24 protein-coding genes and 1 pseudogene are annotated in these 24342 nt (G+C 65.6%); 18 read left to right on the top strand and 7 right to left on the bottom strand.

The window, feature by feature from the left end; translation table 11 throughout:
• Together BM297_RS08885 and BM297_RS08890 are read left to right on the top strand one after the other, a co-directional pair.
• The coding region (locus BM297_RS08885) for an NAD(P)(+) transhydrogenase (Re/Si-specific) subunit beta (RefSeq protein ID WP_139231041.1) at positions 1 to 379 on the top strand (379 nt) is incomplete at its 5' end.
• Between the two features lie 113 nt (positions 380 to 492).
• Complete coding sequence (locus BM297_RS08890; protein ID WP_092430389.1) at positions 493 to 834, top strand: FKBP-type peptidyl-prolyl cis-trans isomerase; 342 nt, start codon at positions 493 to 495, stop codon at positions 832 to 834.
• Between the two features lie 24 nt (positions 835 to 858).
• Here the strand turns inward: BM297_RS08890 and BM297_RS08895 are convergent, their stop codons facing one another.
• The 5 genes from BM297_RS08895 to uraD all read right to left on the bottom strand — a co-directional run bounded on the left by BM297_RS08895 (position 859) and on the right by uraD (position 5214).
• Complete coding sequence (locus BM297_RS08895) at positions 859 to 1350, bottom strand: ureidoglycolate lyase (RefSeq protein ID WP_394328014.1); 492 nt, start codon at positions 1348 to 1350, stop codon at positions 859 to 861.
• A gap of 14 nt (positions 1351 to 1364) precedes the next feature.
• Entirely contained in the window at positions 1365 to 2399 is a 1035-nt protein-coding gene (alc, locus tag BM297_RS08900) for an allantoicase (protein ID WP_092430394.1), read from the bottom strand.
• 17 nt (positions 2400 to 2416) lie between these two features.
• Complete coding sequence (puuE, locus tag BM297_RS08905; RefSeq protein ID WP_092430396.1) at positions 2417 to 3355, bottom strand: allantoinase PuuE; 939 nt, start codon at positions 3353 to 3355, stop codon at positions 2417 to 2419.
• 30 nt (positions 3356 to 3385) lie between these two features.
• Complete coding sequence (locus tag BM297_RS08910; protein ID WP_092430398.1) at positions 3386 to 4588, bottom strand: urate hydroxylase PuuD; 1203 nt, start codon at positions 4586 to 4588, stop codon at positions 3386 to 3388.
• A 110-nt stretch (positions 4589 to 4698) separates the two neighbouring features.
• On the bottom strand, positions 4699 to 5214 hold the full coding sequence (uraD, locus tag BM297_RS08915; protein ID WP_092430400.1) for a 2-oxo-4-hydroxy-4-carboxy-5-ureidoimidazoline decarboxylase: 516 nt from the start codon (positions 5212 to 5214) through the stop codon (positions 4699 to 4701).
• A gap of 204 nt (positions 5215 to 5418) precedes the next feature.
• Between uraD and uraH the strand changes: the two genes are divergently transcribed.
• From uraH to BM297_RS08945, 6 genes are all read left to right on the top strand, one after another.
• Positions 5419 to 5769 (top strand): hydroxyisourate hydrolase, encoded by a 351-nt coding sequence (uraH, locus tag BM297_RS08920; RefSeq protein ID WP_092430403.1) that lies wholly within the window; start codon positions 5419 to 5421, stop codon positions 5767 to 5769.
• A 121-nt stretch (positions 5770 to 5890) separates the two neighbouring features.
• Entirely contained in the window at positions 5891 to 7864 is a 1974-nt protein-coding gene (locus BM297_RS08925) for a DEAD/DEAH box helicase (RefSeq protein WP_092430406.1), read from the top strand.
• 105 nt (positions 7865 to 7969) lie between these two features.
• On the top strand, positions 7970 to 8632 hold the full coding sequence (locus tag BM297_RS08930) for a M23 family metallopeptidase (RefSeq protein ID WP_092430409.1): 663 nt from the start codon (positions 7970 to 7972) through the stop codon (positions 8630 to 8632).
• 153 nt (positions 8633 to 8785) lie between these two features.
• A complete protein-coding gene (locus BM297_RS08935; RefSeq protein WP_092430411.1) occupies positions 8786 to 8995 on the top strand; it encodes a CsbD family protein in 210 nt (69 codons plus the stop codon).
• Between the two features lie 180 nt (positions 8996 to 9175).
• Positions 9176 to 9520, top strand: a complete 345-nt coding sequence (locus BM297_RS08940; RefSeq protein WP_092430413.1) for a hypothetical protein — start codon at positions 9176 to 9178, stop codon at positions 9518 to 9520.
• A gap of 384 nt (positions 9521 to 9904) precedes the next feature.
• Complete coding sequence (locus BM297_RS08945; RefSeq protein WP_092430415.1) at positions 9905 to 10063, top strand: DUF3309 family protein; 159 nt, start codon at positions 9905 to 9907, stop codon at positions 10061 to 10063.
• A gap of 39 nt (positions 10064 to 10102) precedes the next feature.
• On the opposite strand, the pseudogene BM297_RS08950 reads toward BM297_RS08945, so the two are convergent.
• Positions 10103 to 10813 (bottom strand): annotated as a pseudogene (locus tag BM297_RS08950) (Crp/Fnr family transcriptional regulator); the annotation flags it as partial.
• A gap of 195 nt (positions 10814 to 11008) precedes the next feature.
• Between BM297_RS08950 and BM297_RS21545 the strand changes: the two are divergent.
• From BM297_RS21545 to BM297_RS08965, 4 genes are all read left to right on the top strand, one after another.
• Complete coding sequence (locus tag BM297_RS21545) at positions 11009 to 11155, top strand: lmo0937 family membrane protein (protein WP_139231042.1); 147 nt, start codon at positions 11009 to 11011, stop codon at positions 11153 to 11155.
• A gap of 122 nt (positions 11156 to 11277) precedes the next feature.
• Positions 11278 to 11838, top strand: a complete 561-nt coding sequence (locus tag BM297_RS08955; protein WP_092430417.1) for a lipid-binding SYLF domain-containing protein — start codon at positions 11278 to 11280, stop codon at positions 11836 to 11838.
• A 135-nt stretch (positions 11839 to 11973) separates the two neighbouring features.
• Positions 11974 to 12270: a hypothetical protein gene (locus BM297_RS08960; protein WP_092430419.1), complete on the top strand. Its 297-nt coding sequence runs from the start codon at positions 11974 to 11976 to the stop codon at positions 12268 to 12270.
• A 98-nt stretch (positions 12271 to 12368) separates the two neighbouring features.
• On the top strand, positions 12369 to 12692 hold the full coding sequence (locus BM297_RS08965; protein WP_092430421.1) for a DUF2388 domain-containing protein: 324 nt from the start codon (positions 12369 to 12371) through the stop codon (positions 12690 to 12692).
• 31 nt (positions 12693 to 12723) lie between these two features.
• On the opposite strand, the gene BM297_RS08970 is transcribed toward BM297_RS08965, so the two are convergent.
• Complete coding sequence (locus BM297_RS08970; RefSeq protein ID WP_092430423.1) at positions 12724 to 13632, bottom strand: LysR family transcriptional regulator; 909 nt, start codon at positions 13630 to 13632, stop codon at positions 12724 to 12726.
• A gap of 412 nt (positions 13633 to 14044) precedes the next feature.
• On the opposite strand from BM297_RS08970, the gene BM297_RS08975 reads away from it, so the two are divergent.
• From BM297_RS08975 to BM297_RS09000, 6 genes are all read left to right on the top strand, one after another.
• Positions 14045 to 15400: a DUF1329 domain-containing protein gene (locus tag BM297_RS08975; RefSeq protein WP_092430425.1), complete on the top strand. Its 1356-nt coding sequence runs from the start codon at positions 14045 to 14047 to the stop codon at positions 15398 to 15400.
• A 267-nt stretch (positions 15401 to 15667) separates the two neighbouring features.
• Complete coding sequence (locus BM297_RS08980; RefSeq protein ID WP_092430837.1) at positions 15668 to 17350, top strand: DUF1302 domain-containing protein; 1683 nt, start codon at positions 15668 to 15670, stop codon at positions 17348 to 17350.
• A 32-nt stretch (positions 17351 to 17382) separates the two neighbouring features.
• Entirely contained in the window at positions 17383 to 18738 is a 1356-nt protein-coding gene (locus BM297_RS08985; RefSeq protein ID WP_092430427.1) for a DUF1329 domain-containing protein, read from the top strand.
• A 136-nt stretch (positions 18739 to 18874) separates the two neighbouring features.
• Positions 18875 to 20020 (top strand): WD40/YVTN/BNR-like repeat-containing protein, encoded by a 1146-nt coding sequence (locus BM297_RS08990; RefSeq protein ID WP_092430429.1) that lies wholly within the window; start codon positions 18875 to 18877, stop codon positions 20018 to 20020.
• A complete protein-coding gene (locus tag BM297_RS08995; RefSeq protein WP_092430431.1) occupies positions 20020 to 22443 on the top strand; it encodes an efflux RND transporter permease subunit in 2424 nt (807 codons plus the stop codon). Before BM297_RS08990 ends, BM297_RS08995 begins: the two co-directional genes overlap by 1 nt.
• Before the next feature lie 203 nt (positions 22444 to 22646).
• A complete protein-coding gene (locus BM297_RS09000) occupies positions 22647 to 24332 on the top strand; it encodes a sigma-54-dependent Fis family transcriptional regulator (RefSeq protein WP_092430433.1) in 1686 nt (561 codons plus the stop codon).
• Positions 24333 to 24342 lie beyond the last annotated feature (10 nt).

The raw sequence follows: 24342 nt of genomic DNA on the forward strand, positions 1-24342 counted from the left end.
CGTGAAGTACGCCATCCACCCGGTGGCCGGGCGCATGCCGGGACACATGAACGTGCTGCTCGCCGAGGCCGAGGTGCCCTACGAGCAGGTGTTCGAGATGGACGACATCAACGCCGAGTTCGGCCAGACCGACGTGGTGCTGGTGCTCGGCGCCAACGACGTGGTCAACCCGGCGGCGAAGACCGACCCGCACTCGCCGATCGCCGGCATGCCGATCCTCGAGGCGTACAAGGCGCGCACCGTGATCGTCAACAAGCGCTCGATGGCCAGCGGCTACGCGGGCCTGGACAACGAGCTGTTCTACATGGACAAGTCGATGATGGTGTTCGGCGACGCCAAGAAGGTCATCGAGGACATGCTCAAGGCGGTCGAGGCCTGAGGAGTGCGCAGCCTGGCAAGTCCACCCGGCTGCCAACTTGCCAGGCTGCGCATTTCCTGCGAAAAAGCCCGCCGGGCAGCCGTCAGGCGCTGCCGCCAGTACAGGACACCGCAATGAACAACGAACTGCAGATCGAGGACATCGTCATTGGCGAGGGCAAGGCCTGCGTCAAGGGCGCGCTGATCACCACCCAGTACACCGGCTGGCTGGAGGATGGCACGGTCTTCGACTCCTCCCATGACAAGGGCCGACCCTTCCAGTGCGTGATCGGCACCGGACGGGTGATCAAGGGCTGGGACCAGGGCCTGATGGGCATGCAGGTCGGCGGTAAGCGCAAGCTGTTCGTCCCCGCCCACCTGGCCTACGGCGAGCGGCAGATCGGCGCGCACATCAAGCCCAACTCCAACCTGATCTTCGAGATCGAACTGCTGGAAGTGCTGACCCGCGACGATTGAGGCCCAGCCCGTCGAGCACGGGGCTCAGGCCGGGATCAGCCCGGCCGGTGTCAGCACCGCCTCGTCGCAGTTGGCGCCGGGGCCGCTGCGGTCGATGACCAGGAAGTCCGAGACCTCGCCCAGCGCCAGCAGCGGGTGGTGCCAGACGCCGGGGGCGTAGTTGACGCCCTGGTCGCCGCGGGCGAGGAACACGCGCAGATCCTCGACCTTGGGCGGCGGGCCGGCCGGCGCCACCACCACCAGCCAGGGCCGCCCGGACAACGGCATGAACGCCTGGCTGCCCAGCGGGTGGCGCTCCATCATCGTCACCGCAAAGGGCAACGAGCGCGGCTGGGCGCGGAAGATCGAGACGATCGCCCGGCCGTCCGCGCCCGGTTCGATGGTGGCCAGGTCGTGGTAGCGCTCGGTGTTGCCGGCGTTGATGGTGAAGTGGCGCACCGCGTCGCTGGCCTCGATCACCTCGCCGAACGGCGCGAAAGCCGCGCGCTCCAGCGGCCGCGGGACGAGCCGCGGCAGTGCTGCCGGCGTGTTCATTTGGCGACCCTGCCCCACAGGCGCAGGCGCGACACGCCGCCGTCGGGGAAGATGTTGAAGCGCACGTGGCTGATCGGGCCAAGCGGCAGGACCTGCTCGGCGAACTCGTGCCGCGCGTCCATCGACAGTGGCTGCTCGGGCAGCAGCAGCGGCCAGAACATGCTCTGGGTGGTGATCGACGGGTCGGTGCCGCCGTTGACGCAGGCGGCCTGCAGCGAGCAGCGGTCGGGGTAGTTGCCCTTGAAGAAGGCGGTATCCACCTCGATGCGCTCGACGCTGCCGGGGGCGCCCAGCTGCAGCACGCACCAGTCGTTGCCGGGCTCGCGGCGGCGGCGGGTTTCCCAGCCGTCGCCCATGCTCAGGCCGCGGCCGGGCAGCAGCAGGTTGCTGACCGAGGAGCCGAAGCTGGCGTCGTTCCAGCTCACCGCGCGGCCGCCGTTGGTCATGGCGAGCAGGTCGACCAGGCCATCGCCGGCGCTGTCGAGGCCGCCGACCGGCTGGCCGTACACGCGCAGGCGGGCGATGCCGCCGTCCGGAAAGATGTTCACGCGCAGGTGGGTCCAGGCTTCACTGCTGGTCGACTGCAGCAAATGGTGGCTGTTCGGTCCCAGCGCGCTGGGCGGCAGGATCTCGCTCCAGCTGGCAGCCTGCAGGGCGTCGAGCGCGTCACTGCCACAGACGCAGGCCTCGATGGACACCGCCGGCGGGTAGTTGCCGGTGAAGTGGCTGGTGTCGACGTCGAAGCCGCGGATCACGCCGCGCACGCCGAGACGGATCAGCGCCCAGTCGTGGCCGGCATGGCGCTTGCGCCGCGACTCCCAACCGTCCATCCACTTGCCGTTGTCGTCGTAACGGCCCGGGTAAAACACTGCCGGGGACGGGTCGAGCATGCGCTCGAGCGGGGCGAAGAAGGCGTCGGAGGCGAACAGCGCCTGGGCGCCGAGGCGCGGGCTGGCGAGGTCGACCGCCCTGGCGGCCCACTCGGGCAGCTGGGCGGGCGGGGCGATCACGGGGGTGCCGGGGAGGGCCATGGCAGATATCTCCTGATTCAACGCTGGCAAGACTGGTAGGGGTGCTCGGCGATCCAGTGGCGGGCGATGTCCACCCGCCGGCAGACCCAGACCCGCTCGTGCTGTTCGAGGTAGTCGAGAAAGCGCTGCAGGGCGCGGAAGCGCCCCGGGCGGCCGAGCAGGCGGCAGTGCATGCCGATGCTGAGCATCGCCGGGCGTACGTCGCCCTCGGCATACAGCACGTCGAAACTGTCGCGCAGGTAATTGAAGAACTCGTCGCCGTGGGAGAAGCCCTGCGGCAGGGCGAAGCGCATGTCGTTGCAGTCCAGGGTGTAGGGCACGATCAGGTGCGGCAGCTGGCGACCGTCGCTGGCGGTGACCTGGGTCCAGAACGGCAGGTCGTCGCCGTAGTAGTCGGAGTCGTAGAGGAAGCCGCCGTGATCGACCAGCAGGCGGCGGGTGTTCGGCGAATCGCGGCCGGTGTACCAGCCCAGCGGGCGCTGGCCGGTGAGCCGCTGGATGCTGGCCATGGCCTGCTGCAGATGGGCGCGCTCGACGTCCTCGGCGACGTTCTGGTAGCTGATCCAGCGCCAGCCGTGGCAGGCGATCTCGTGGCCGAGCTCGCCGAAGGCGGCGGTCAGCTCGGGGTGGCGCTCCAGCGCCATGGCCACGCCGAACACGGTCAGCGGCAGGCCGCGGCGCTCGAACTCGCGCAGCAGGCGCCAGACGCCGACCCGCGAGCCGTACTCGTAGATCGACTCCATCGAAAGGTGGCGGTCGGCGAAGCTCGGCGGGTTGTACATCTCGGAGAGGAACTGCTCGCTGCCGGGATCGCCGTGCAGCACGCAGTTCTCGCCGCCTTCCTCGTAGTTGAGCACGAACTGCACGGCGACCCGCGCGCGCCCGGGCCAGTTGGCGAAGGGCGGCTTGCGGCCGTAGCCGATCAGGTCGCGGGGGTAGGATTGGCCTGCTTGCATGGCGGTACTCGCGGTGGGTTGGACGGGAGGTCAGTCGATCGGCGCGCCGCTGGCGATCCAGGCGCCGAGCAACTCGCGCTCCTGTTCGGTCATCTGGGTGATGTTGCCGAGCGGCATGATCTGGCTGGCCACGGCCTGGGCGTGGATCTTCGGGGCCAGCTGGCGGATTTGCTCGGCGCTGTCGAACATCACGCCGGCCGGGGCGCTGCTGAACAGCGTGCTGCTCGGCTGGGCGGAATGACAGGTGCTGCAGCGCGCCTGGATCACGGCGCGCACGGCGGTGAACTGGCTGCCTGCCGTGCCGGCCGCCGCGGAGGCGCTGGTGGCCGGTGCGGCGGCTTGCCGGGGGGCGCTGACGAAGGCCAGGCAGATCAGGCCCAGGGCGGCGGCCGGCAGGGTCCAGGCGAACTTCTGGCTGCGCTGGCGGGTGTTGAAGTAGTGGCGCACCAGCACCGAGAGCGCAGCCAGGGCGGCGAGGATCAGCCAGTTGTACTGGCTGCCGTAGGTGCTCGGGAAGTGGCTGCTGATCATGATGAACAGCACCGGCAGAGTTAAGTAGTTGTTATGGCGCGAGCGCAGCAGGCCCTTGGCCGGCAGGCGAGGGTCGGGCTGGGCACCTGCGGCGATGGCTTTCAACAGCGCGCGCTGGGCCGGGATTATGATGCGAAACACGTTGCCGACCATGAGGGTGCCGATCAGTGCGCCGGTATGGATGTAGGCGCCGCGGCCGTTGAACACCTGCGTATAGGCCCAGGCGGCGAGCACCATCAGGGCGAACAGCACCGCGCCGAGCAGGGCGGGCCGCCGGCCCAGCGGCGAGTCGCACAGCCGGTCGTAGATGAGCCAGCCGACGATCAGCGAGCCCAGGCCGATGGCCACGCCGGCAGCCGGAGCGAGCTCGCTGCCGGGGGCGATCAGGTACAGGCCGGGGTTGAGGTAGTAGATCACCGTGAGCAGGGCGACGCCGGACAGCCAGGTGCTGTAGGCCTCCCACTTGAACCAGTGCAGTTTTTCCGGCATCTGCGGCGGCGCCAGTTGGTATTTTTCCAGGTGGTAGATGCCGCCGCCATGGATCGCCCAGAGGTCGCCGGACAGCCCCTCGCGGGGATTGCTGCGCTCGAGGTTGTTCTCCAGCCAGTTGAAGTAGAAGGACGCGCCGATCCAGGCGATGCCGACGATCATGTGTATCCAGCGCACGCTCAGGTTCAGCCATTCGGTCAGATGTGCTTCCACGCCAAGTACCCCTTGCCCGCCGCGCGGGCCTGTCGTTCGGGTGGCAACGGCGCGCGGGCGCGCTTTCTCCGCTCGAGTGTAGGCCCGGGGTTCGGCGGCTGGGCGCGCGGCTACAGCGCCTGCAGGCGCAGCAGCGCGATCCGGTTGATTTCCGCCAGGGCGCGGGCGAATTCCTGCTCGGGCGTGTTGTGCAGGCGCTGCGCGAATGCGTCGAGGATCTGCTGCCGGTCGCGGCCCTGCACCGCCATGATGAAGGGGAAGCCGAAGCGTGCCTTGTAGGCCGCGTTGAGTTCGCCGAAGCGGGCGAATTCCTCGGCGCTGCAGGCGTGAATGCCGGCACCGGCCTGTTCCGCGCTGGAGGCGGCGGTCAGTTCGCCGCGCATTGCCGCCTTGCCGGCCAGGTCCGGGTGGGCGTTGATCAGCGCCAGCTGTGCCTCGCGCCCGGCGTTCAGCAGCGCGCGCGCCATGCGCCCGTGCAGGTGCTCGATGACGTCGTCTTCGGGACCGATGCCCTGGGCGAAGACGCTTTCGGCAACCCAGGGCGAGTGCTCGTAGATGTCGGCGAAGGCGGCGACGAAGGCTTCACGCGACAGGGCCGAGGGCTTGATGCTGGCAAACGCGGTCATTGGCACGCACCGGTCTAGGATGAAAGAGGCTGGCCATATACGTTGTTTAGCAAAAGCCTGACCGCTCGGCCGGGTTTTTGCGCGCGCGGGTCTGGTTGCTGCGTCGAGATCACTGAAAGGTCGGTATTTTCCTGCCGGCAATCGGCCACATTTCTGAGCAAGGAGGATGGCGCCGGAGCGCAAGCCCGCGCGGCGCCAGGCAAGATGGGCAAACTGACGACACACGTTCTGGATGCGACCCATGGCTGCCCCGGGGCCGGCATCGCGCTGGCGCTGTATCGACTGGACGGCGAACAGCGGCGCCTGCTGCGCGAGGTGGCGACCAATGCCGACGGCCGTTGCGACGAGCCGCTGCTGCAGGGCGCGAGCCTGGCCGCGGGGGTTTATGAGCTGCACTTCCAGATCGGCGACTACTACCGCCGGCGCGGCGTCGCCCTGGCCGAGCCGGCGTTCCTCGACGTGGTGGTGCTGCGCGTCGGCCTGAGTGGCGACGGCCACTATCACGTGCCGCTGCTGGTGTCGCCGTACAGTTATTCGACCTACCGGGGCAGCTGAAGCCGCCTTTGCCGAGGGCACCGTGGCCCTGGCGTCGATTGGAAGCCCCGTGCCGTTGCCTGGCCTTGCCCGGAAACATTTATCATGCCGGCGACATTAGGATCTGGGTGGGACTGGCCGAATGCTGTCTGCCGTAAAGCGATACAAACTGCTCCTCTCCGCGGCGCTGGCGCGCTATTTCCCGCGCACTACCGAGTACCTGCGCGGCGAAGGCGTCGCGGCCTTGCGTCACCCCAAGCCCAGGTCGCGGGCCGGCAAGGCCACCGCGGCGGCCGGCAAGGGCAGGGCGGCCAGCGCGAACAAGCCGGCCAAAGCCAAGCAGCCGGCCAAACCCCGTGCCCAGCGCGCCGGCGAAGGCATCTACGGGCCGGCGCTGCTGGCGGTCGACGCCGCGCAGATCCAGGCCATGCGCGAGCGCGTCGGCCAGGCGGTGCAGGCCGGGGTGATCAGCCCGCCTTCGGACGAGCAGTGGGCGATGATCCTGAGTGGCCATCCGGTCACCCGCGTGTTCGCCGGGGCCGGCTCGGGCAAGTCCACCACCCTGGTGCTGCGCGTGGTGTTCATGCTCTGTCACATGGGCGTCCAGCCCGAGCGCCTGACGGTGATTTCCTTCACCAATGCCTCCTGCGCGCAGCTGCGCGAGCAACTGATCAAGGTGCTGGGCTTCTGGCAGTACCCCTTCGACGCCGCCACGGCCCGGCAATGCGTGCGCACCTTCCATTCGGCCATGGCCGTGCTGGCCAAGGAGCTGCTGAACCATCCTCAGTGGTTCGAACAACTCGACGAGCGCAACGCCTCGGCCACCGAGCTGGATAATCCGCTGACTTCCGCGCGTCTCAAGCCCGCCCAGCAGCGCCTGCTCAAGCAGGCCTACCAGCAGTGCTACGCCGAGCAGGCGGACTTTCGCGCGCGGGTGCACAGCCTGCTGGGCCTGCCGCCACCGGCCAGCGACGGCGAGGGCAAGCCCGGCAAAGTGCCCAAGGCGCCCCTGGATGGCTTCAAGCTGGCCGGGGAGTTCACCCCGCTGCCGCTGTTCGAGGCCTTCCATGCCCAGGCGGGCTTCATGGAGAGCATCGGCATCCGTATCGAGCAGATCGATGCGCAGACGCTGGCCTGTCCCGCCGGCGAACGGGTGTTCATCGAAGCCCTGGCCATGTTCTGGAAGTACTTCGAAGCCGGCCTGCACGAGCAGGGCCTGATGACCTTCAACGGCGCCTTCCAGAAGCTGACCGAGAGCCTGTCCGCCACGGGCAAGGGAGTCCCGGCCCAGGCGCTGGCGCCGTTCAGTCATCTGCTGATCGACGAGTTCCAGGACATCTCCCCGCAGATCGTCCAGTGGCTGCAGGCGCTGCACCGCGCCCTGGCGCGCCAGGGCGAGGCGGTCAGCCTGATGGCGATCGGCGACGACTGGCAGTCCATCTATGGCTGGCGTGGCAGCTCTCCCGAGCTGTTCATGGACTTCGACAAGTACTTCCCGGGCAAGGGCAAGGCGAAGAAAAGCGCCGTGCTGATGCTGGCGACCAACTACCGCTCCATCGAGCCGGTGATCCGCGATGGCGAGGCGGTGCTCGCGGGCGTCGCGTTCAAGCAGGCCAAGACCAGTCAGGCCTGCAAGGCCATGCAACCGGGCGATCACGGCGTCAAACTGGTGTCACGCTTCGATGTGAAGGCCCGCCTGCCGGAGCTGCTCAAGGAAATCCACGCCCAGTGCGAGCACGTCGCCAGCCGCCCGAACGCCGACCGCACCGCGGTGCTGGTCCTCAGCCGGCGCAACGAGCCCCTGCAGCACATCCAGGCCCAGTTGGACAGGAAGCTGCCGGTCAAGGCCTACACCATCCACCGCGCCAAGGGGCTGCAGGCCGAAGTCGCGATCATCGTCGACGACTGCTCGCCGCCGGAACGGCACCCGCTGCGCAATGCGCTGTACGCCCATTCGGGGTTCTTCCGCAACAGCTACGACCAGGCGATGCAGGACGAGAGTTTGCGCCTGGCCTACGTGGCGATCACCCGGGGCGTCAGCCGGGTGCTGTGGTTCACCCAGAGGACCCAGGGGGCGACCCAGGTACTGGCCGCGCGGGCCAGCCAGCGGGGGTGACTTCGACTTGGCGGGCAACGAGTTTTGGCGTTCTGCCCGGGCGCCGGTGCGTGATTGCCCAGCCAAATCTACAGTTCATCTGTCACCTGCACAGATTCTGTCCCCATGAAGACGCCTCGCTCAGCCCTGCCTGCGCTCATTCGCCGATTCGCCTCGGCGCCTTGCGCACTGGTGTTGGCCGTCGCGTTGACGCTATCCCTACCACATGGCCGAGCGGCAGACCGTGAAGCTGGCATTGCCGATGGCTGCGATGAACAAGATTCTGCCGAAATGGCCAGTCCTGAACACGCCACGGAAGGTATGACAGCAGAGGAGAGTGCGCGGTTGCTCACCGCTGCGCGTTTGACCATCCCGGTCGAGGGTGTCTCGTGCGTGGACCTTCGCGACTCCTTCAACGAGTGCCGCGGCATGCACCGACACGAAGGAATCGATATTGCGGCGCCCTTCGGCACTCCGGTCATCGCCGCTGGCGCTGGACAGGTCGTCAAGCTATTCGACAGCGTGCCCGGAGGGCTCACGGTCTACCAGTTCGATCCCGATGAGACGTTCGCCTACTACTACGCGCACCTTGATGCGTATGCCTCCGGATTGCGCGAGGGCGTGAAGCTGGAGCGCGGGGATCTGCTCGGCTACGTCGGTACCACCGGCAATGCTGCGGGCGGTATGCCGCATCTGCATTTTGCGATCTTTCGCTTGGAGCCCGACAGGGAGTGGTGGAAAGGCGAGGCGATTAATCCGTACCCATTCCTCGATGACGCGAACCGCTGACCTGTTCAGGCGTGCGTTCGCAGTTCCGCGCCATGCCTGAAACCGAATGGCATAAGTGGGCCAGCGCACCGATGCAGGCTTTGTTTAGTGCCACTGTCCTGATTCCGGCGCTGCGCAATTTCGCGAGGTCGCCGGCCCGGAGGAGGAATAGTCATGAGCCTACCCAGTGCAGACGAACTCAAGGGCAAGTGGAAACAGCAGGTCGGCGCCGCCAAGCTCGCTTGGGGCAAGTTGACCGAAGATGAGCTGCTACAGGCCGAGGGCCGCGAGGACAAGCTCGCCGGCCTGATTCAGGAACGCTACGCCATTGCCCGCGAGGAAGCAGAAAAACAGGTCAAGGATTTCCTCGACAAAATCAAGTAGCGCGGTTGCTCGGGATGCCTGCCGTGCGGTCGCGGCCGCAACGGTAGCCAGCCCGGCCACATTCATGCCGGCAGTAGCAGTCACGGAGGTAGTCGTGGTTGAGCAAAGTCCCTTGCTCGTGGTCTGAAACTGTACGCACGCGCGTCACAGAACCCAGCGTCCATTTCAGGAGGTTTCGCCATGAATACCCTGAGCATCGAAGGTTGGTGCAAACGCAGCGACGATGAAAAGTCCACCCCGGTGGGCAACATCCAGTTCTACGTCAGCGAGCCCACCCATCTGCTGATGGAGAAGGCCGAAGAACACCTGAACAAGAACAAGGATGAGACCGAAGTCATGGTCGATGTCGATATGGCCACGCTGGACCTGGTCCTGCCGGAGGGCTGCGGCCCCTTGTCCGATTGTCAGTTCCGCGTCTATCTGGGTGGAGAAGACCAGCGCGGTCAGTTCCATCTTGTCGGCCACCGGGCGAGCGATGGCAGCCTGATCTACAGCAACGCGGTCATGATCGATCAGCTTGGCTAGCCAGAGGCCGCAAGTGGTGGCGCCAGTGATCGACGGCGTGTGGTCCACGGTGGGCTCGACCCTCCTTAAGGGCCATCATGGGCCGTGTTAGAAGTTGCGGGCTGCTGCGCGCCGTCGTGCTCCAGCCCCCTGCTGGTCGTGCCGCTGGTCTGCGCCAGCTCTGGCACGCCAGCGGCCGGTGCTATCCGTTGCAATTGCAATTGCAGGAGCCGGCGCAGAAGGTCCGCTAGGATCTATCCGCTGACCCGCTGACGGTCCACCCTGTGTGTGCTGACGAACAGAGCCAGGCCGGCACATGCGCCCATTCTGCAGGCATGCTGCTAGCCGAGTTTGGCTTGTGGCCCCAGTGCAGCGAGTCTGCCTCAACGAGTCCCGGAGAATGCCATGAGCCTGGGTACCATCCTGCTAATCATCCTGATCCTGATGCTGCTCGGTGTTCTGCCGACCTGGCCGCACAGCCGCAACTGGGGTTACGCGCCCATGGGCGGTCTGGGGCTGGTGCTGATCATCGTCCTCATCCTGGTGCTGCTGGGGCGGCTGTGAAGCCCGCATGTCCCGTAGGTCGTTCCCCTCTCGGGGCGCGGGAACCCAGGGCAGCAGGCGATCGGTCTCCTGCTTGACCACGGCATAGCACTCGCAACTCAGCTGCTCGAGCATGTGCCGGTCCAGTACCGTGATATGCCCGCGGCTGTACTCGATCACGCCGAGCTTCTGCAGCTTGCAGGCCGCCTCGGTGACGCCTTCGCGGCGCACGCCGAGCATGTTGGCGATCAGTTCCTGGGTCATGGTCAGGTGGTTGTCCGGCAGGCGGTCCAGCGACAGTAGCAGCCAGCGGCACAACTGTTGGTCGATCGTGTGGTGACGGTTGCAGGCCGCCGTCTGGGCCATCTGGGTGATCAGCGATTGGGTATAGAGCAGCACCAGCTGCTGCAACTCGCCGTGGCGTTCGAACTCCTCGCGCAATCGCGAGGCCGGCAGCCGCCAGGCGTGACCGGCGCTCTGTACCACCGCCCGCCCCGTGGTGCCGCCGCCACCCATGAGCATGGCGACGCCGACGAAGCCTTCGTTGCCTACCATGGAGATTTCCGCCGAGGCGCCGCTTTCCATCACGTAGAGCATCGACACGATGCAGTCGATCGGGAAATAGACGTGACGCATGAGGTCCCCGGACTCGTAGAGGGCCTTGCCGAGCGGCATGGGCACCCGTTTGAGATCGGGCTGCAGGCGGCTGCGCACCTCGGCGGAGAGGGCAGCCAGAAGGTGGTTCTGTGGCGGCGTGATCATCTCTGTCATGGAGGGGACCTGGCTGGGAACGTCTTTTCCGTTCGTCGCAAGGAAGGATAGTCCAGCAGCACTCCCGCGCCATGGCTCGGCCTGCACCGCTGCGGCGGCCGACGCTGTGTTTGCTACCGAACAGACCCGTCCCGGCGACTACGCTCACTCTGGCGACAGGCAGATGGCTGCCAGATACTGATCGGAGATACCGACATGCTCATGACGATCGCGATAATCCTGCTAGTCCTGTGGGTTTTGGGTCTGGTTTCGACCTACACCATGGGCGGGTTCATTCACATTCTGCTGGTCGTAGCGATCGTGGTGATCCTGGTCCAGTTCATTCAAGGGCGCAGGGGCTGATGCGGGCATCCCTTGAAGTGCCGGATGGTTTCTCGCAGGGAGCGGATTCTGCTCGATGCATGCGCGGGCTACTGCTCGGTGGCTCGTCACATGCGATCCATCACTGCTATCGGAGTACGACAATGACCCAATCACTGAGATCCTTTCTCGCGATCATCCTCGCGACCGTGGCACTGGCGTCGGCGAGCCTGCTGAACAACGCCAGGGCCGCAACCGCCGAGGATCTTAATGCCGACTCCAAGCAGGCGTTGCAGATCCTCTACAAGGCCCATCCGTTTGCCGAGACCATTTCGCGCAACGCCAAGGCGGTGCTGGTCTTCCCGAAGATCATCAAGGCGGGGCTGGTTTTTGGTGGCAGCTATGGCGAAGGCGTATTGATGCGCGGCTCCAAGGTGGACGGTTACTACAACTCCGTGACCGGCTCCTGGGGGCTGCAGGCGGGCGCCCAGTCGTATGCGTATGTAGTGTTCCTGATGACCGAAAGCGCCGTGAACTATGTGCGCGATACCAAGGGCTGGGAAATCGGCGTGGGTCCGACCGTGGTCGTGGTTGACGAAGGGGTGGCCAAGAACCTGTCGAGCTCGTCGCTGAAGGACGATGCCTACGCGTTCATCTTCGACCAGCAAGGTTTGATGGCTGGGGTCAGCATCGAGGGCACCAAGATTTCCCTGATCAAGCGCTGAAAGCCAGCTCTTTCAAGGCCTCTGCTCTGTTGACGCCTTGAGCGTGCGTTTCCGCGGCCAGGGATACGGCATTTTCAACCGTGAGCTGTGGTAGGCCTTCGCGGCTACCCCACGCTCTGCGCAGGAGATTCACAGATGGTCATTCACGTTACCCACTTCATGGTCGCCGGGCATCTCGCCTGCGGCCGCCACGGCGACACGCTGGTTTCCACCACGGACGTGGCGCGGGTGAAATGCCGCAACTGCCGTGGCACCGAGGCGTTCCGCGAGGCGCGCAGACTCGAGCGGAACGCTGTGCGCAGAGCCGCTCGGCAAGCCGCAAAGGCTGCTCACGCCGCGTACCACTGGCGCGCCGCCTGGCTGCAGAAGCTCATCGACATGCCGGGACTCCAGCGCCTGCCACGGGGGTTCAAAGGTCAACCCTATGTCTAGAGTCTAGACACCGATGACCGGTGACCAACTGCGGGGAATTCCAGTCCGCGCCGTGGCTCTAACTCAATAGGCCGTTTGGGCCACGAGAGGTATTTGCCATGCGCCGAACACTGCTTTTTGTCGCTTCACTTGCGCTCTGCCTGCCCGTAGCCACGGCAATGGCTGGCAGCGTGGATGCAAAAGATGTCGCCACCTCCGCGGGGATATCCGCCTCGCTGTATTCCACCTTCAAGGACGACAAGATCGTCGTTGTTGCCAAGGACGATGCCAGCAGCTTTATCGCCAGCGGCGGCACCATCCGTGGCGCTTACCTGGAGGCCGCGCTGCAGCAGATCCGTCGCGAGCACCCCGGCTTGCAGGCAAGCGACCAAGAATTGGCCGCCGCGATCCTGGCTCAACCGCGGGACTCCGTCGATCGATGAAGTGGGTCTTGAGCGGTGCGCAGGTCGCCGCTCAGGCGTCGGCGCCTGCGGTCCGCTCGCGATAGGCGCGGACGACCCCGATGAACGCGGCCAGAATCGGCGAGCGATCGTCGCTGCGCGACATGCAGCTCAAGTCGATCCGGGCGTTGTCGGGAAGGCCGCTGAGTGGCCGGTATACCACCCCGGGGAGAGCCAGAACGGCGGTGGACTCCGATACCAGGCAGGCCCCGAATCCGCTGGCGACCAGGGCGACCGCGGTGACGATATCGCCGACTTCCTGCGACACCTGCGGGACGAAACCGGCCTGTTGGCACAGGCCGATCACCCGGTCGATGAAGCTGGGGCGGCTGCCGGTAGGGAAGAGGACGAGGGGATGCTCGGCGAGCGCAGCGAATGGCACCACGGCTTGCTGGGCGAGCGGATGGCTGGCGCTGATCGCCAGCAGCAGCGACTCGGTGGCGACCAGCTCCGATGAGATGTCGGGGAGGGGAGTGATTATCCGGTTGAAACCGACGCTGATGCGCCGCTGACGCAGGGCTTCGATCTGCTCGTTCTTGTTCATGCTGTGCAGAACGACCTTGACCTCCGGATAGGCCGCGCGGAACTCGGCCAGCACCTTGGGAATGATGTCGATGATCGCCGAACCGAAGATGCCGATGTCGAGGCGGCCGAGCTTGCCCTGGCCGGCGCGCTGGGTGCGTTCGGTGGCCTGCTCGACCACCGAGCGGATGTTGCGCGCCTCCTCGAGCAGCAGCTCGCCAGCCGGGGTCAGCTCCATGCCGCGCGGTGTGCGGATGAACAGCTGCACACCCAGCTCCTCCTCCAGTTGCTGGATCTGCCGGGTCAGCGGTGGCTGCGAGATGTGCAGCCGGGCGGCGGCGCGGCCAATGTTCTGTTCTTCGGCAACGGCGATGAAATACCGGAGATGGCGTAGATCCATGTTGGCAACCTTGCAGGAGGGGACTGGCCGCTCAATACCTTTTCGGTACCAAGATGACGGTTTGATGGTATTGGACGCAATGCCGTTCAGGCAATAGATTTCTGGTCCGCTCTTTTGGCTGGGGTGGAGTAGCGCTAAAAGCTGCTGCGGTAAAAATGAAGTTCACACCATGAACGGAAAACTACAATAACAACAGCGATTTTCGACAGGAAATGCATGGGGTAGCATAGGTCGGCTGAATTAATTGTTGAATATGAAGTTGTTTTCTGTTGGTCGTACAGGATTTCCGGTCAGGCAGTAAATGGCTGCGCCTGAAATCGCCTGCACGAACTTCCGCGCCGATCCGGACTTTGTGTCACTGCCGCATCTATGCATGTTTCGAGTCGAATATCCCCGAGTCGAGGATATTGCAATGTACAAGGAAGCGGCACTCTGGGCTGCGCTGATCAGCGCAATGGCAGGGGCGCAAGGTGTGCTGGCGGCGGTCAGTGCGGAGGAGGCGGCCAAGCTGGGCAACGGCACGCTCACCCCGATGGGCGCCGAAAGAGCCGGGAATGCGGACGGCAGCATTCCATCCTGGGAGGGCGGCATGACCCGGCCGCAGCCGGGCAACATGCTGGGAGACATCCCGACCCAGCTGTTCGCCGATGAGAAACCCTTGTTCCAGGTAACCGCCAGCAATATGGTGCAGTACGCCAGCCTGCTTTCCGATGGAACCAGGGCATTGCTGCAGAAATATCCCGACAGCTTCCGGCTCGATGTATATCCGAGTCACCGTACTGCAGCGGCTCCGCAGGTTGTCTATGAAAATATTGCCAGAAATGCATTGAACTGCAGTATCAAGGAAGGCTGGGACACCATAAAAGGCTGTATTGGTGGTATTCCCTTTCCAATCCCCAGCCGGGGCGTCGAAGTGATATGGAACCATCTACTGCGTGTCGAGGCCGACTCGATCGAGTATCGCTTCAAGAATATCGTCGGCAGCGCCGATGGTACGCATACCCTGGCTACCCGCAACGAGATCGCCTTCCAGTACCCGCCCTATTACAAGGATGCGAATCCGCAGGATTGGTCGGGCGAGTACGCCATGTTCCGCTATGTCACCCTCGAACCGCCATTCAAGGCGGGTGAATCGCTGGTGGTCCGCGACAGCATCAATGGCAAGTATCCGCGCCAGGCCTGGCAATACCTGGTAGGCCAGCGCCGGGTACGTCGTGCGCCGACGGTGTCCTACGACACGCCGGATTTCGTCTCGTCCGGGGCCAACTATTTCGACGAGGTGCAGGGGTTCTTCGGGGCCCTGGACCGCTACGACTGGAAGTTGGTCGGCAAGAAGGAAATGCTGATCCCGTACAACACCAACGGCCTGCTCGATGTCTCGGTCGAGCAGGCGCTGGACAAGCACCATCTCAATCCCGATCACCTGCGCTGGGAGCGTCATCGGGTCTGGGAAGTCGAGGCGTCGGTTGCGCAAGGGCGGCGGCACACGGTGCCCAAGCGTCGCTACTACATCGACGAGGACACCTGGTCGATCGCCCTGGTGGATGGCTACGACAAGCAGGGCTCCCTGTGGCGCACCAGCCAGGGGATTCCCTACGTGGTGCCAGCAATCCCGGCGACCCTGCTGCGCACCGCAGTGGTCTTCAACCTGCAGGCCGACACCATGAGTGTGGTGCAGATGCTCAACGAAGAAGACTTCAAGGTGGTGTCACCCAAGCCCGAAAGCTATTTCACCGGCGCTGCGGTGGCCGGCGAAGGTGTGCGCTGATCCAGCCGTTTCCACGATTCCCGGAGCCTGCCGAGCCACGCGCTGTCGGCGCGTGAGCGGGTGTTGCGCTGCCGCTCAACAGGTGCGCCCGCATCAATACCCTGAAGGTATCGGTAAGGCCTGATTTTAGTATTGGACGGTAAGCCTCGCGGGCCATAGTTTTCGAACTGTCTCCGCAGGCAGCGGGGCGGGCGCCTAGGGGATCAAGGCGCTCGCAAGAACCGAACGAAATTCACAAAAAAAATAATGATTTTCGAGGATGAAGACATGGGCAACAGCGCCAGTCTGCCGAAGTTCCACCTGAAGAAGCTGTTTTTCGCTGTAGCCGGAGCCGTTGCCGGCCTGTCGGCCACCACTCCGTCGTTCGCTTTCCAGATCGACTCCGGCAACCCCGACCTGCGCATGTCGTGGGACAACACCGTCAAGTACAGCGCCGCCTGGCGCGTGAAGGATGCCGACTCCGACGTCGCCGACAACTCGGGCTACCCGCAGGCCAACACCAACGACGGCGATCTCAACTTCGACAAGGGGCTGATCTCCAACCGCCTCGACCTGCTCTCCGAACTCGACCTGCGCTACAAGCGCAACTACGGCCTGCGGCTCAGCGGCGCCGCCTGGTACGACGACGTCTACAACCAGTCGAACGACAATCCCGGTGCGTTGGGAGGCGCCCAGGTCAACTCGAGCAGCGCAGACTTCGATGAGTTCACCAACGACACCGAGAAGCTGCACGGGCGCAAGGCCGAGCTGCTGGATGCCTTCGTCTACGGCAGCTTCACCCCGGCGGACATGAACCTCAACACCAAGGCCGGCCGCTTCACCCAGCTGTACGGCGAGAGCCTGTTCTTCGGCTCCAACGGCATCGCCGCGGCTCAGACCTCGCTGGACCTGATCAAGGCACTGTCGGTGCCCAACTCGCAGTTCAAGGAAATCCTCCGCCCGATCGGCCAGGTTGCGGCACAGCTGCAGATCAACTCCAACGTCTCGGTCGGCGCCTATTACCAGCTGGAATGGCGCAAGAGCCGCCTGCCGGCCGCCGGCAGCTACTTCAGCTTCACCGACTTCGTCGACGAGGGCGGCGAGAGGGTCCTGCTTGGCCCGAACGTATCCGTCCATCGTGGCGACGACATGGATGCGAAGGATTCGGGACAGGGTGGTCTGCAGGTCAAGTTCACTGCGGGCGATACCGAATACGGCATCTACGCCGCGCAGTTCCACGACAAGATGCCGCAGTTCTATTTGCGGCCGGGTGTGAATGCAGCTGGCGGAGAAGATATTGGCGATTACATGCAGGTGTTCGCTGAGAACATCCGTACCGTTGGCTTCAGCTTCAGCACCCTGGTCGGTGAGACCAACGTCGCCGGCGAACTGTCGTTCCGCGACAACATGCCGCTGGTAGCCCGAGGTAACACTGTCATTCTGCCGGGCAACACCACTGCCGATGGCGACGACGATGCCGCCTTCCCGAAAGGCCGCACCCTGCATGCCAACCTGTCGGCGATCAGCGTGCTGTCGGCCACCCCGCTCTGGGATGGCGCCTCGTTCATCGGCGAATTCGCCTACAACCGTCGCCTGAGCGTCACCGACAACAAGGATCAGCTCGATCCCGAGGCCACCCGCGACGCCGGGGCGCTGCAGTTCATCTTCACCCCCGAGTACTTCCAGGTGGCCCCCGGCCTCGACCTGCAGGTGCCGATCGGCGTGAGCTACGGCATGTTCGGTCGCTCTTCGGTCAACGGGGCGCTGTTCCCCGCCAACCACGGCGGCAACATCAGCGTCGGCCTCAAGGCCGAGTACCAGAAAACCTGGCAGGCCAGCCTGGGCTTCACCCACTACTACGGCCCGGACGGCTCGATCATCAAGTACGACACTGCGGATCCCCAGCTCTCCTACAACAACTTCCACGGTGACCGCGATTTCGTTTCGCTGTCCGTGCAACGCACTTTCTAAGTCGAAACTCCCCTGAGTCGAGGAATACAAAAATGCACAAGAAAACGGCTTTGTGGGCAGCGCTGGCTGCCGTACTGATGGGCGCACAGGGTGTACAGGCTGCGGTAAGTCCGGAGGAGGCCGCTGCGCTGGGCAAGACCCTCAACCCGTTGGGTGGTGAGATGGCCGCCAACGCCGACGGCAGCATCCCGGCCTGGACCGGTCAGCAGGGCGCATCCGCCGCCGGCGCCAAGGTCGGCGACATCCCGGTGCAGCCGTTCCCGGGCGAGAAGCCGGTAGCGCAGATTACCGCGCAGAACATGGCGCAGTACGCCGACAAGCTCTCCGAAGGCACCCAGGCGCTGCTGAAGAAATACCCGGACAGCTTCCGCGTCGACGTCTACCCGACACACCGCACCGGTGTGGCGCCGCAGTATGTCTATGACAACACCGCGAAGAACGCCACCAACTGCCAGACCAAGGACGACGGCAAGTCGCTGCAGGGCTGCTACGGCGGCATCCCGTTCCCGATTCCCAAGGCGGGCATCGAGGTGGTGTGGAACCACCTGCTACGGGTCGAGAACGAGTCCACCGATGTAACCAACTTCAAGAACATCGTGCTGACCGCCGATGGTTCGCGCACCCTGGCGACCGAGAACGACCAGGCCAACCAGTATCCCTACTACTACAAGGACGGTACTGCGGATAAGTGGAGTGGCGAGTACTTCCTGATGCGCTTCGCCACCATCGCCCCGCCGTTCAAGGCTGGCGAGTCGCTGGTGTTCCGCGACAGCATCGACGTCGCCCAGGCACGCCAGGCCTGGCAGTACCTGGTCGGCCAGCGCCGCGTGCGCCGTGCACCGACCGTGGCCTACGACACCCCGGACTTCGTCGCCTCCGGCGCCAACTACTTCGACGAGGTGATGGGTCTGATGGGCCATATCGACCGCTTCGACTGGAAGCTGGTCGGCAAGAAGGAAATGTACGTGCCCTACAACGCCAACGAGGTGGTCACCGCCAAGCTGGACGAGGCCTACGGTCAGCACCACCTGAATCCGGACAAGGTGCGTTGGGAACTGCACCGCGTCTGGGAAGTGGAAGCGACCGTGGCGGGCGGCAAGCGTCATGCCGTAGCCAAGCGCAAGTACTACTTCGACGAGGACTCCTGGATGATCCTGCTGATGGACGGCTACGACAGCGAGGGCAAGCTGTGGCGCACCACCCAGATCACCCCGTTCGTGCTGCCTTCCACGCCGATGCTGGCCCTCAAGCCGGCGCACATCTTCAACCTGCAGGCCAACACCATGAGCACCAGCCAGTCGCTCAACGAGGCCACCTACAAGGTTGCTGCGCGCAAGCCGGAGACTCACTACACCGGTGATGCGGTAGCCGCCGAAGGCGTGCGCTGAGACGCGCCTTCCGGCCGCAGTTCCGGCACTTCAGCCCCAGGCGGGGTGCCGGATTTCCCTCTTATGACTCTCCCACCCCGCAGGCGCCGTGCTTGACGGCGCAGCGGAGGCGGGGAGTCGGATTCGAGTACGCACCATGCACGCCCTAAATCCGCTCCGCCGGCGCTCGGCCCTGGCCGTCGCCATGCTCTCACTCGCCTGCCTGGCAGGCCCTTCCCACGCAGCAAGCGGGCCGACCGTGCCTGACCTGCTCGACCTCCCCGCGCGGGAAAGCGCGCGGGCGCAACATAGCCTGCAGCTCGCCGTCGCTCGCGCCGGTGAGCGACTGGTGGCGGTAGGTGAGCGCGGTGCCGTGCTGTTGTCAGACGACGCCGGCCGCTCGTGGCGCCAGGCCAAAAGCGTGCCGGTGAGTGTGGCGCTGACCGACGTGCACTTTGTCTCGGCCAGCCACGGCTGGGCGGTGGGTCACAGCGGCGTGGTGCTGCACAGCGCCGATGGCGGCGAAACCTGGCAGCGCCAGCTTGATGGCAGCCAGGCGGCCGTGGTGGTTCGCGACGATGCCAAGCGCCGTGCCGAAGCCGGCGAGGAGGGCGCCGCTGCCGCGTTGCGCAGCGCCGAATACCTGGTAACCGACGGCCCGGACAAGCCCTTCCTGGGCGTGCGCTTCGCCGATGAGCTGCATGGCTACGTGGTCGGCGCCTACGGCCTGGCCCTGCACACCGCCGACGGTGGCAAGAGCTGGCAGTCGCTGGTCGGGCAGGTTCCCAACCCGCGCGGCAAACACCTCTATCAGGTACAGATCGAGGGTAGCACGCTGCTGATCGCCGGCGAGCAGGGCGCGCTGTTCCGCTCCAGCGACGCTGGCGCCAGCTTCGCCGAGATCCGTACCCCCTACAGCGGCACCTTCTTCGGCGCGCTCGAACTCGACGGCGATGCGCTGCTGGCCTTCGGCCTGCGCGGCAACGCCTGGCGCAGCGAGGATGGCGGCGCCAGCTGGCAGCAGGTCAAGCTCGGCCAGCCGGTGACGGTGAGCGCCGGACGGCGCCTGCAGGATGGTTCCGTGCTGCTCGCCGACGAGGGTGGACGCCTGCTGCGCAGCACCGACGGCGCGCGCAGCTTCGTTGCCCTGGCTGTGCAGCCGGGCACCGGCCTGACCGGCATCGCCGAAGCCGCCGACGGCGCGCTGGTCCTGTCCAGTGCGCACGGCCTGTCCCGCGTCGAGCCGGACGCCCTGACTACCGGAGAACGCATTTCCGGAATCAACGCTTCGGGAGCCAAATGATGAGTAACGTCCAAACCCCCTCCACCGAAGCGGTCATCAGCGACGTGAAGGCGTTCGATCATCGCTCCGGGTCGCTCCTCGAGCGACTGCTGTTCAACAACCGCCCGGCGGTGCTGCTGCTCTGCCTGATCACCACGCTGATACTGGGCTATCAGGCACTCGGCCTGTCGCTCAATGCGGCGTTCGAGAAGATGATCCCCACCGGCCATCCGTACATCGCCAACTTCCTGGACAATCGCAAGCAACTGGCCGGCATGGGCAACAGCCTGCGCATCGCCGTGGAGGCCAAGGACGGCAGCATCTTCGATGCCGAGTACCTGGACACCGTGCGTAAGCTCAACGACGAGCTGTTCCTGCTGCCCGGCGTCGACCGCCCGTACATGAAATCGCTGTGGGCGCCGGCGGTGCGCTGGACCGGCGTCACCGAGGATGGCCTGGACGGCGGTCCGGTGATCCCCGACGACTACGACGGCTCGCCGCAAAGCCTCGAGCAGGTGCGCATCAACGTCGAGCGTTCCGGCGAGATCGGCCAGCTGGTGGCGGAGAACTATCGCTCCAGCATCGTGCTGGTGCCGCTGCAGGAGCGCATCGCCGAAACCGGCGAGCGCATCGACTACCACGCCCTGTCGCAGCGCATCGAAGAGCTGCGCAGCAAGTACGAGTCGGACAAGGTCGCCATCCACGTCACCGGCTTCGCCAAGGTGGTCGGCGACCTGATCGAGGGCCTGCAGCAGGTGCTGCTGTTCTTCGCCGCGGCCATCGCCATCTGCACCACGCTGCTGTACTGGTACACCCGCTGCCTGCGCAGCACCCTGCTGGTGATGTTCTGCTCGCTGGTTGCGGTGGTCTGGCTGTTCGGCCTGCTGCCGACCTTCGGTTACGAACTCGACCCGTACTCGATCCTGGTGCCCTTCGTGGTGTTCGCCATCGGCATGAGCCACGGCGCGCAGAAGATGAACGGCATCATGCAGGCGATCGGCCGGGGCACCCACAAGCTGGTCGCGGCGCGCTTTACCTTCCGCCGCCTGTTCCTGACCGGCATGGTGGCGCTGATCACCGATGCCATCGGCTTCGCCGTACTGATGGTGATCGATATCCCGGTCATCCAGGACCTGGCCGTCACCGCCAGCATCGGCGTGGCGACGCTGATCGTCACCAACCTGATCATGCTGCCGATCCTGCTCTCCTACATCGGCGTCAGCGCCAGCGCCGCCGAGCGCAGCCAGCAGACCGAACGCCTGGAAGCCGGTGACGTCGAGCACAAGCGCCACCCGTTCTGGTCGTTCCTCGACCTGTTCACCCAGCGCAAGTGGGCCAGCATCGGCCTGCTGGTCGGTGCGGCCCTGACCGTCCTCGGCCTGACGGTGGGTGCCCAGCTGCGCGTCGGCGACACCGATCCGGGCGCCCCGGAGCTGCGCGCCGACTCGCGCTACAACCTCGACAACGCCTTCATGGGCGCCAACTACGCGGCCAGCAGCGACGTGTTCATCGTCATGGTGAAGACCCCGCAGTATGCCTGCGCCCACTACAGCACCCTGCGCACGGTGGACGCCCTGGAGCGCGAGCTGCAGCTGCTGCCGGGGGTGGAGGGCACCAGTTCGCTGGCCGGCCTGGCCAAGGTGGCCAACGCCGGGATGAACGAGGGCAGCCTCAAGTGGTTCGAGATGCCGCGCTCGCAGGAAATGCTCAACGCCATCATCACCCGCGCCCCGCGCGAGATGTTCAACCAGAACTGCGACCTGCTCACCGTGTACGCCTACCTCAAGGACCACAAGGCCGACACCCTGACCAGCGTGGTCAACACCGTCGAGGCCTTCGCTGCGCAGTACGGCAGCGCCGAGATCCGCATCCTCAACGCCGCCGGCAACGCCGGCATCGAGGCGGCGACCAACATCGTCGTGGAGAAGGCCAACCGCGACATGCTGATCCTGGTCTACACCGCGGTGATCATCCTCGCCTACATCACCTTCCGCTCATGGCAGGCGGTGGTCTGCGCGGTGGTGCCGCTGATGATCACCTCGCTGCTCTGCCAGGCGCTGATGGTCTGGCTGAACATCGGCGTCAAGGTCGCTACCCTGCCGGTGATCGCCCTTGGTGCCGGCATCGGTGTGGACTATGCGCTGTACGTGCTGAGCGTGACCCTGGTGCGCCTGCGCGAGGGCATGAGTCTGTCCGATGCCTACTACCGGGCGCTGATCTCCACCGGCAAGGTGGTGGTGCTGACCGGCATCACCCTGGGTCTCGCCGTCGCTACCTGGGCCTGGTCGCCGATCAAGTTCCAGGCCGACATGGGCATCCTGCTGGCCTTCATGTTCGTGTGGAACATGCTCGGTGCGTTGTTCCTGTTGCCGGCGCTGGCCCACTTCCTCCTGCGCCCGCGCCAGGTTCAGGCCCGGCCGCAAGCCCAGGCCGTGGCGGTCTGACCAAGCGCTGATGGCGTACAGGCGGCCCGTAGCGTAAGTTACGGGCCGCTTGTCCCGTTTCCTGACGGGACCACCAAGATAAAGCCGGCCAAGAGCCGGGCAGGCTCAGAGGAGGAGGCCGCGGTCGCCTTCTTCCCTCTGGCGGGGCTGCCCTCCGCCATGCCATGCCCGACCATTCGCGAGCCGGTCGGGGGATGACAGACATGGCTGTACAACGCTCGCTCGAGCGCTTCAACCTGCGCTCGAGACTGCGCTTCAACATCGAAGAGGGACAGATCTGGCTGGACGAGAGCCGCATGCTGCTGCTCCACGCCAAGGCCCTCGGCGCCCTGCGCCGCGAGCTGATCGACTCGCTCGGCGCCAAGCGGGCCCACGGCCTGCTGTTCCGCATGGGCTTCGCCGCCGGCCAGGAGGACGCCGAGCGCGCCTCCAAGCTGCTCGGCGAGGGTGACAACTACGACGTGTTCCAGATCGGCCCGGAGCTGCACGCCTTCGAGGGGCTGGTCAAATCGACCATCACCGAGGCGCAGATCGACTGGGAGCAGGGCACCTTCTTCGGCGAAGTGGTCTGCGAGAACTCCTGGGAGGCCGAATCCCACCTGCAGCAGTACGGCATCGGCGAGGAAACCGCATGCTGGACGCTGGCCGGCTATGCCTCCGGCTACGTGACCCGCTTCTTCCGCCGCTTCATCGTGTTCCGCGAGACGCAGTGCACCTGCCGCGGCGACCACAAGTGCGTGCTGGTCGGCAAGCCGGTCGAGGCCTGGGGCGACGATGCCTATCTGGAATACTGCCGCCCGGCGGAGATGGACACCGCCTACCAGGAGCTGACGCAGGAACTCTGGCAGCTGCGCGGCCGCCAGCGCGAGCAGATGCCCAGCGGCAAGCTGGTCGGCGGTTCGCCGGCGTTCCGCACCGCCTTCGACCTGCTGAGCAAGGCGGCGCGCAGCCCGATCACCGTGCTGCTGCTCGGCGAGACCGGGGTCGGCAAGGAAGTCTTCGCCCAGTGGCTGCACGAGAACAGCGACCGCGCCAACCAGCCGTTCGTGGCGGTCAACTGCGCGGCGATTCCCAACGACCTGATCGAATCCGAACTGTTCGGCGTGCAGAAGGGCGCCTTCACCGGCGCCCAGCAGTCGCGCCCCGGCCGCTTCGAGCGCGCCGACGGCGGCACTCTGTTCCTCGACGAACTGGGCGACCTGTCGCCCTCCGCCCAGGTCAAGCTGCTGCGCGTGCTGCAGACCGGCGAGGTCGAGCGCCTCGGCGACGACAAGACCCGCAAGGTCAACGTGCGCCTGGTCGCGGCGACCAACGTCAACCTGCAGCAGGCGATTGCCGATGGGCGCTTCCGCGCCGACCTCTACTACCGGCTGGCCACCTACCCGGTGGCGATCCCGCCGCTGCGCGAGCGCAAGGCGGACATCCCGATCCTGGTCAGCTCGCTGCTGGAGAAGTACGCGCCGACCTACAACAAGACCCTGAACGGCGTGACCGACCGCGCCATGCAGGCGTTGATGGTCTACGACTGGCCGGGCAACGTGCGCGAGCTGGAGAACCTGGTCGAGCGCGCCGTGCTGCTGGTGCCTTCGGGTGGGCAGATCGAGGTCGAGCACCTGTTCGCCGGCAGCGCGCCGGCCGCGCCGCAAGGGGTGGCCGTCGACCGCCAGGGCCAGGTGGGCAATGCCGAGGACGCGCGCCGCGAGCAGCTCTACGACACCCTGCTCGACGACCATTTCGACCTGCAGGCCCACGAGAACCGCCTGCTCCAGCTGGCCGTGCGCCGCGCCAACGGCAACCTGACCCACGCCGCGCGCCTGCTCGGCATCACCCGTCGGCAACTGGCCTATCGGCTCAAGCAGGCGGGCGAGGTGCAGGAAGCGAGCGGCTGACACGGATTCG

This window comes from Geopseudomonas sagittaria (assembly GCF_900115715.1).
Lineage (GTDB): Bacteria > Pseudomonadota > Gammaproteobacteria > Pseudomonadales > Pseudomonadaceae > Geopseudomonas > Geopseudomonas sagittaria.

Bases quoted from the DNA above. Each gene is read 5' to 3' on its own strand.
- BM297_RS08980 (WP_092430837.1), top strand. From the start codon at position 15,668: ATGGGCAACAGCGCCAGTCTGCCGAAGTTCCACCTGAAGAAGCTGTTT.
- BM297_RS08935 (WP_092430411.1), top strand. From the start codon at position 8,786: ATGAGCCTACCCAGTGCAGACGAACTCAAGGGCAAGTGGAAACAGCAG.
- BM297_RS08975 (WP_092430425.1), top strand. From the start codon at position 14,045: ATGTACAAGGAAGCGGCACTCTGGGCTGCGCTGATCAGCGCAATGGCA.
- BM297_RS08970 (WP_092430423.1), bottom strand. From the start codon at position 13,632: ATGGATCTACGCCATCTCCGGTATTTCATCGCCGTTGCCGAAGAACAG.
- BM297_RS08985 (WP_092430427.1), top strand. From the start codon at position 17,383: ATGCACAAGAAAACGGCTTTGTGGGCAGCGCTGGCTGCCGTACTGATG.
- BM297_RS08990 (WP_092430429.1), top strand. From the start codon at position 18,875: ATGCACGCCCTAAATCCGCTCCGCCGGCGCTCGGCCCTGGCCGTCGCC.
- BM297_RS21545 (WP_139231042.1), top strand. From the start codon at position 11,009: ATGCTCATGACGATCGCGATAATCCTGCTAGTCCTGTGGGTTTTGGGT.
- BM297_RS09000 (WP_092430433.1), top strand. From the start codon at position 22,647: ATGGCTGTACAACGCTCGCTCGAGCGCTTCAACCTGCGCTCGAGACTG.
- BM297_RS08960 (WP_092430419.1), top strand. From the start codon at position 11,974: ATGGTCATTCACGTTACCCACTTCATGGTCGCCGGGCATCTCGCCTGC.
- BM297_RS08890 (WP_092430389.1), top strand. From the start codon at position 493: ATGAACAACGAACTGCAGATCGAGGACATCGTCATTGGCGAGGGCAAG.
- BM297_RS08930 (WP_092430409.1), top strand. From the start codon at position 7,970: ATGAAGACGCCTCGCTCAGCCCTGCCTGCGCTCATTCGCCGATTCGCC.
- uraD (WP_092430400.1), bottom strand. From the start codon at position 5,214: ATGACCGCGTTTGCCAGCATCAAGCCCTCGGCCCTGTCGCGTGAAGCC.
- BM297_RS08945 (WP_092430415.1), top strand. From the start codon at position 9,905: ATGAGCCTGGGTACCATCCTGCTAATCATCCTGATCCTGATGCTGCTC.
- BM297_RS08940 (WP_092430413.1), top strand. From the start codon at position 9,176: ATGAATACCCTGAGCATCGAAGGTTGGTGCAAACGCAGCGACGATGAA.
- BM297_RS08925 (WP_092430406.1), top strand. From the start codon at position 5,891: ATGCTGTCTGCCGTAAAGCGATACAAACTGCTCCTCTCCGCGGCGCTG.
- BM297_RS08955 (WP_092430417.1), top strand. From the start codon at position 11,278: ATGACCCAATCACTGAGATCCTTTCTCGCGATCATCCTCGCGACCGTG.
- alc (WP_092430394.1), bottom strand. From the start codon at position 2,399: ATGGCCCTCCCCGGCACCCCCGTGATCGCCCCGCCCGCCCAGCTGCCC.
- puuE (WP_092430396.1), bottom strand. From the start codon at position 3,355: ATGCAAGCAGGCCAATCCTACCCCCGCGACCTGATCGGCTACGGCCGC.
- BM297_RS08995 (WP_092430431.1), top strand. From the start codon at position 20,020: ATGAGTAACGTCCAAACCCCCTCCACCGAAGCGGTCATCAGCGACGTG.
- uraH (WP_092430403.1), top strand. From the start codon at position 5,419: ATGGGCAAACTGACGACACACGTTCTGGATGCGACCCATGGCTGCCCC.
- BM297_RS08965 (WP_092430421.1), top strand. From the start codon at position 12,369: ATGCGCCGAACACTGCTTTTTGTCGCTTCACTTGCGCTCTGCCTGCCC.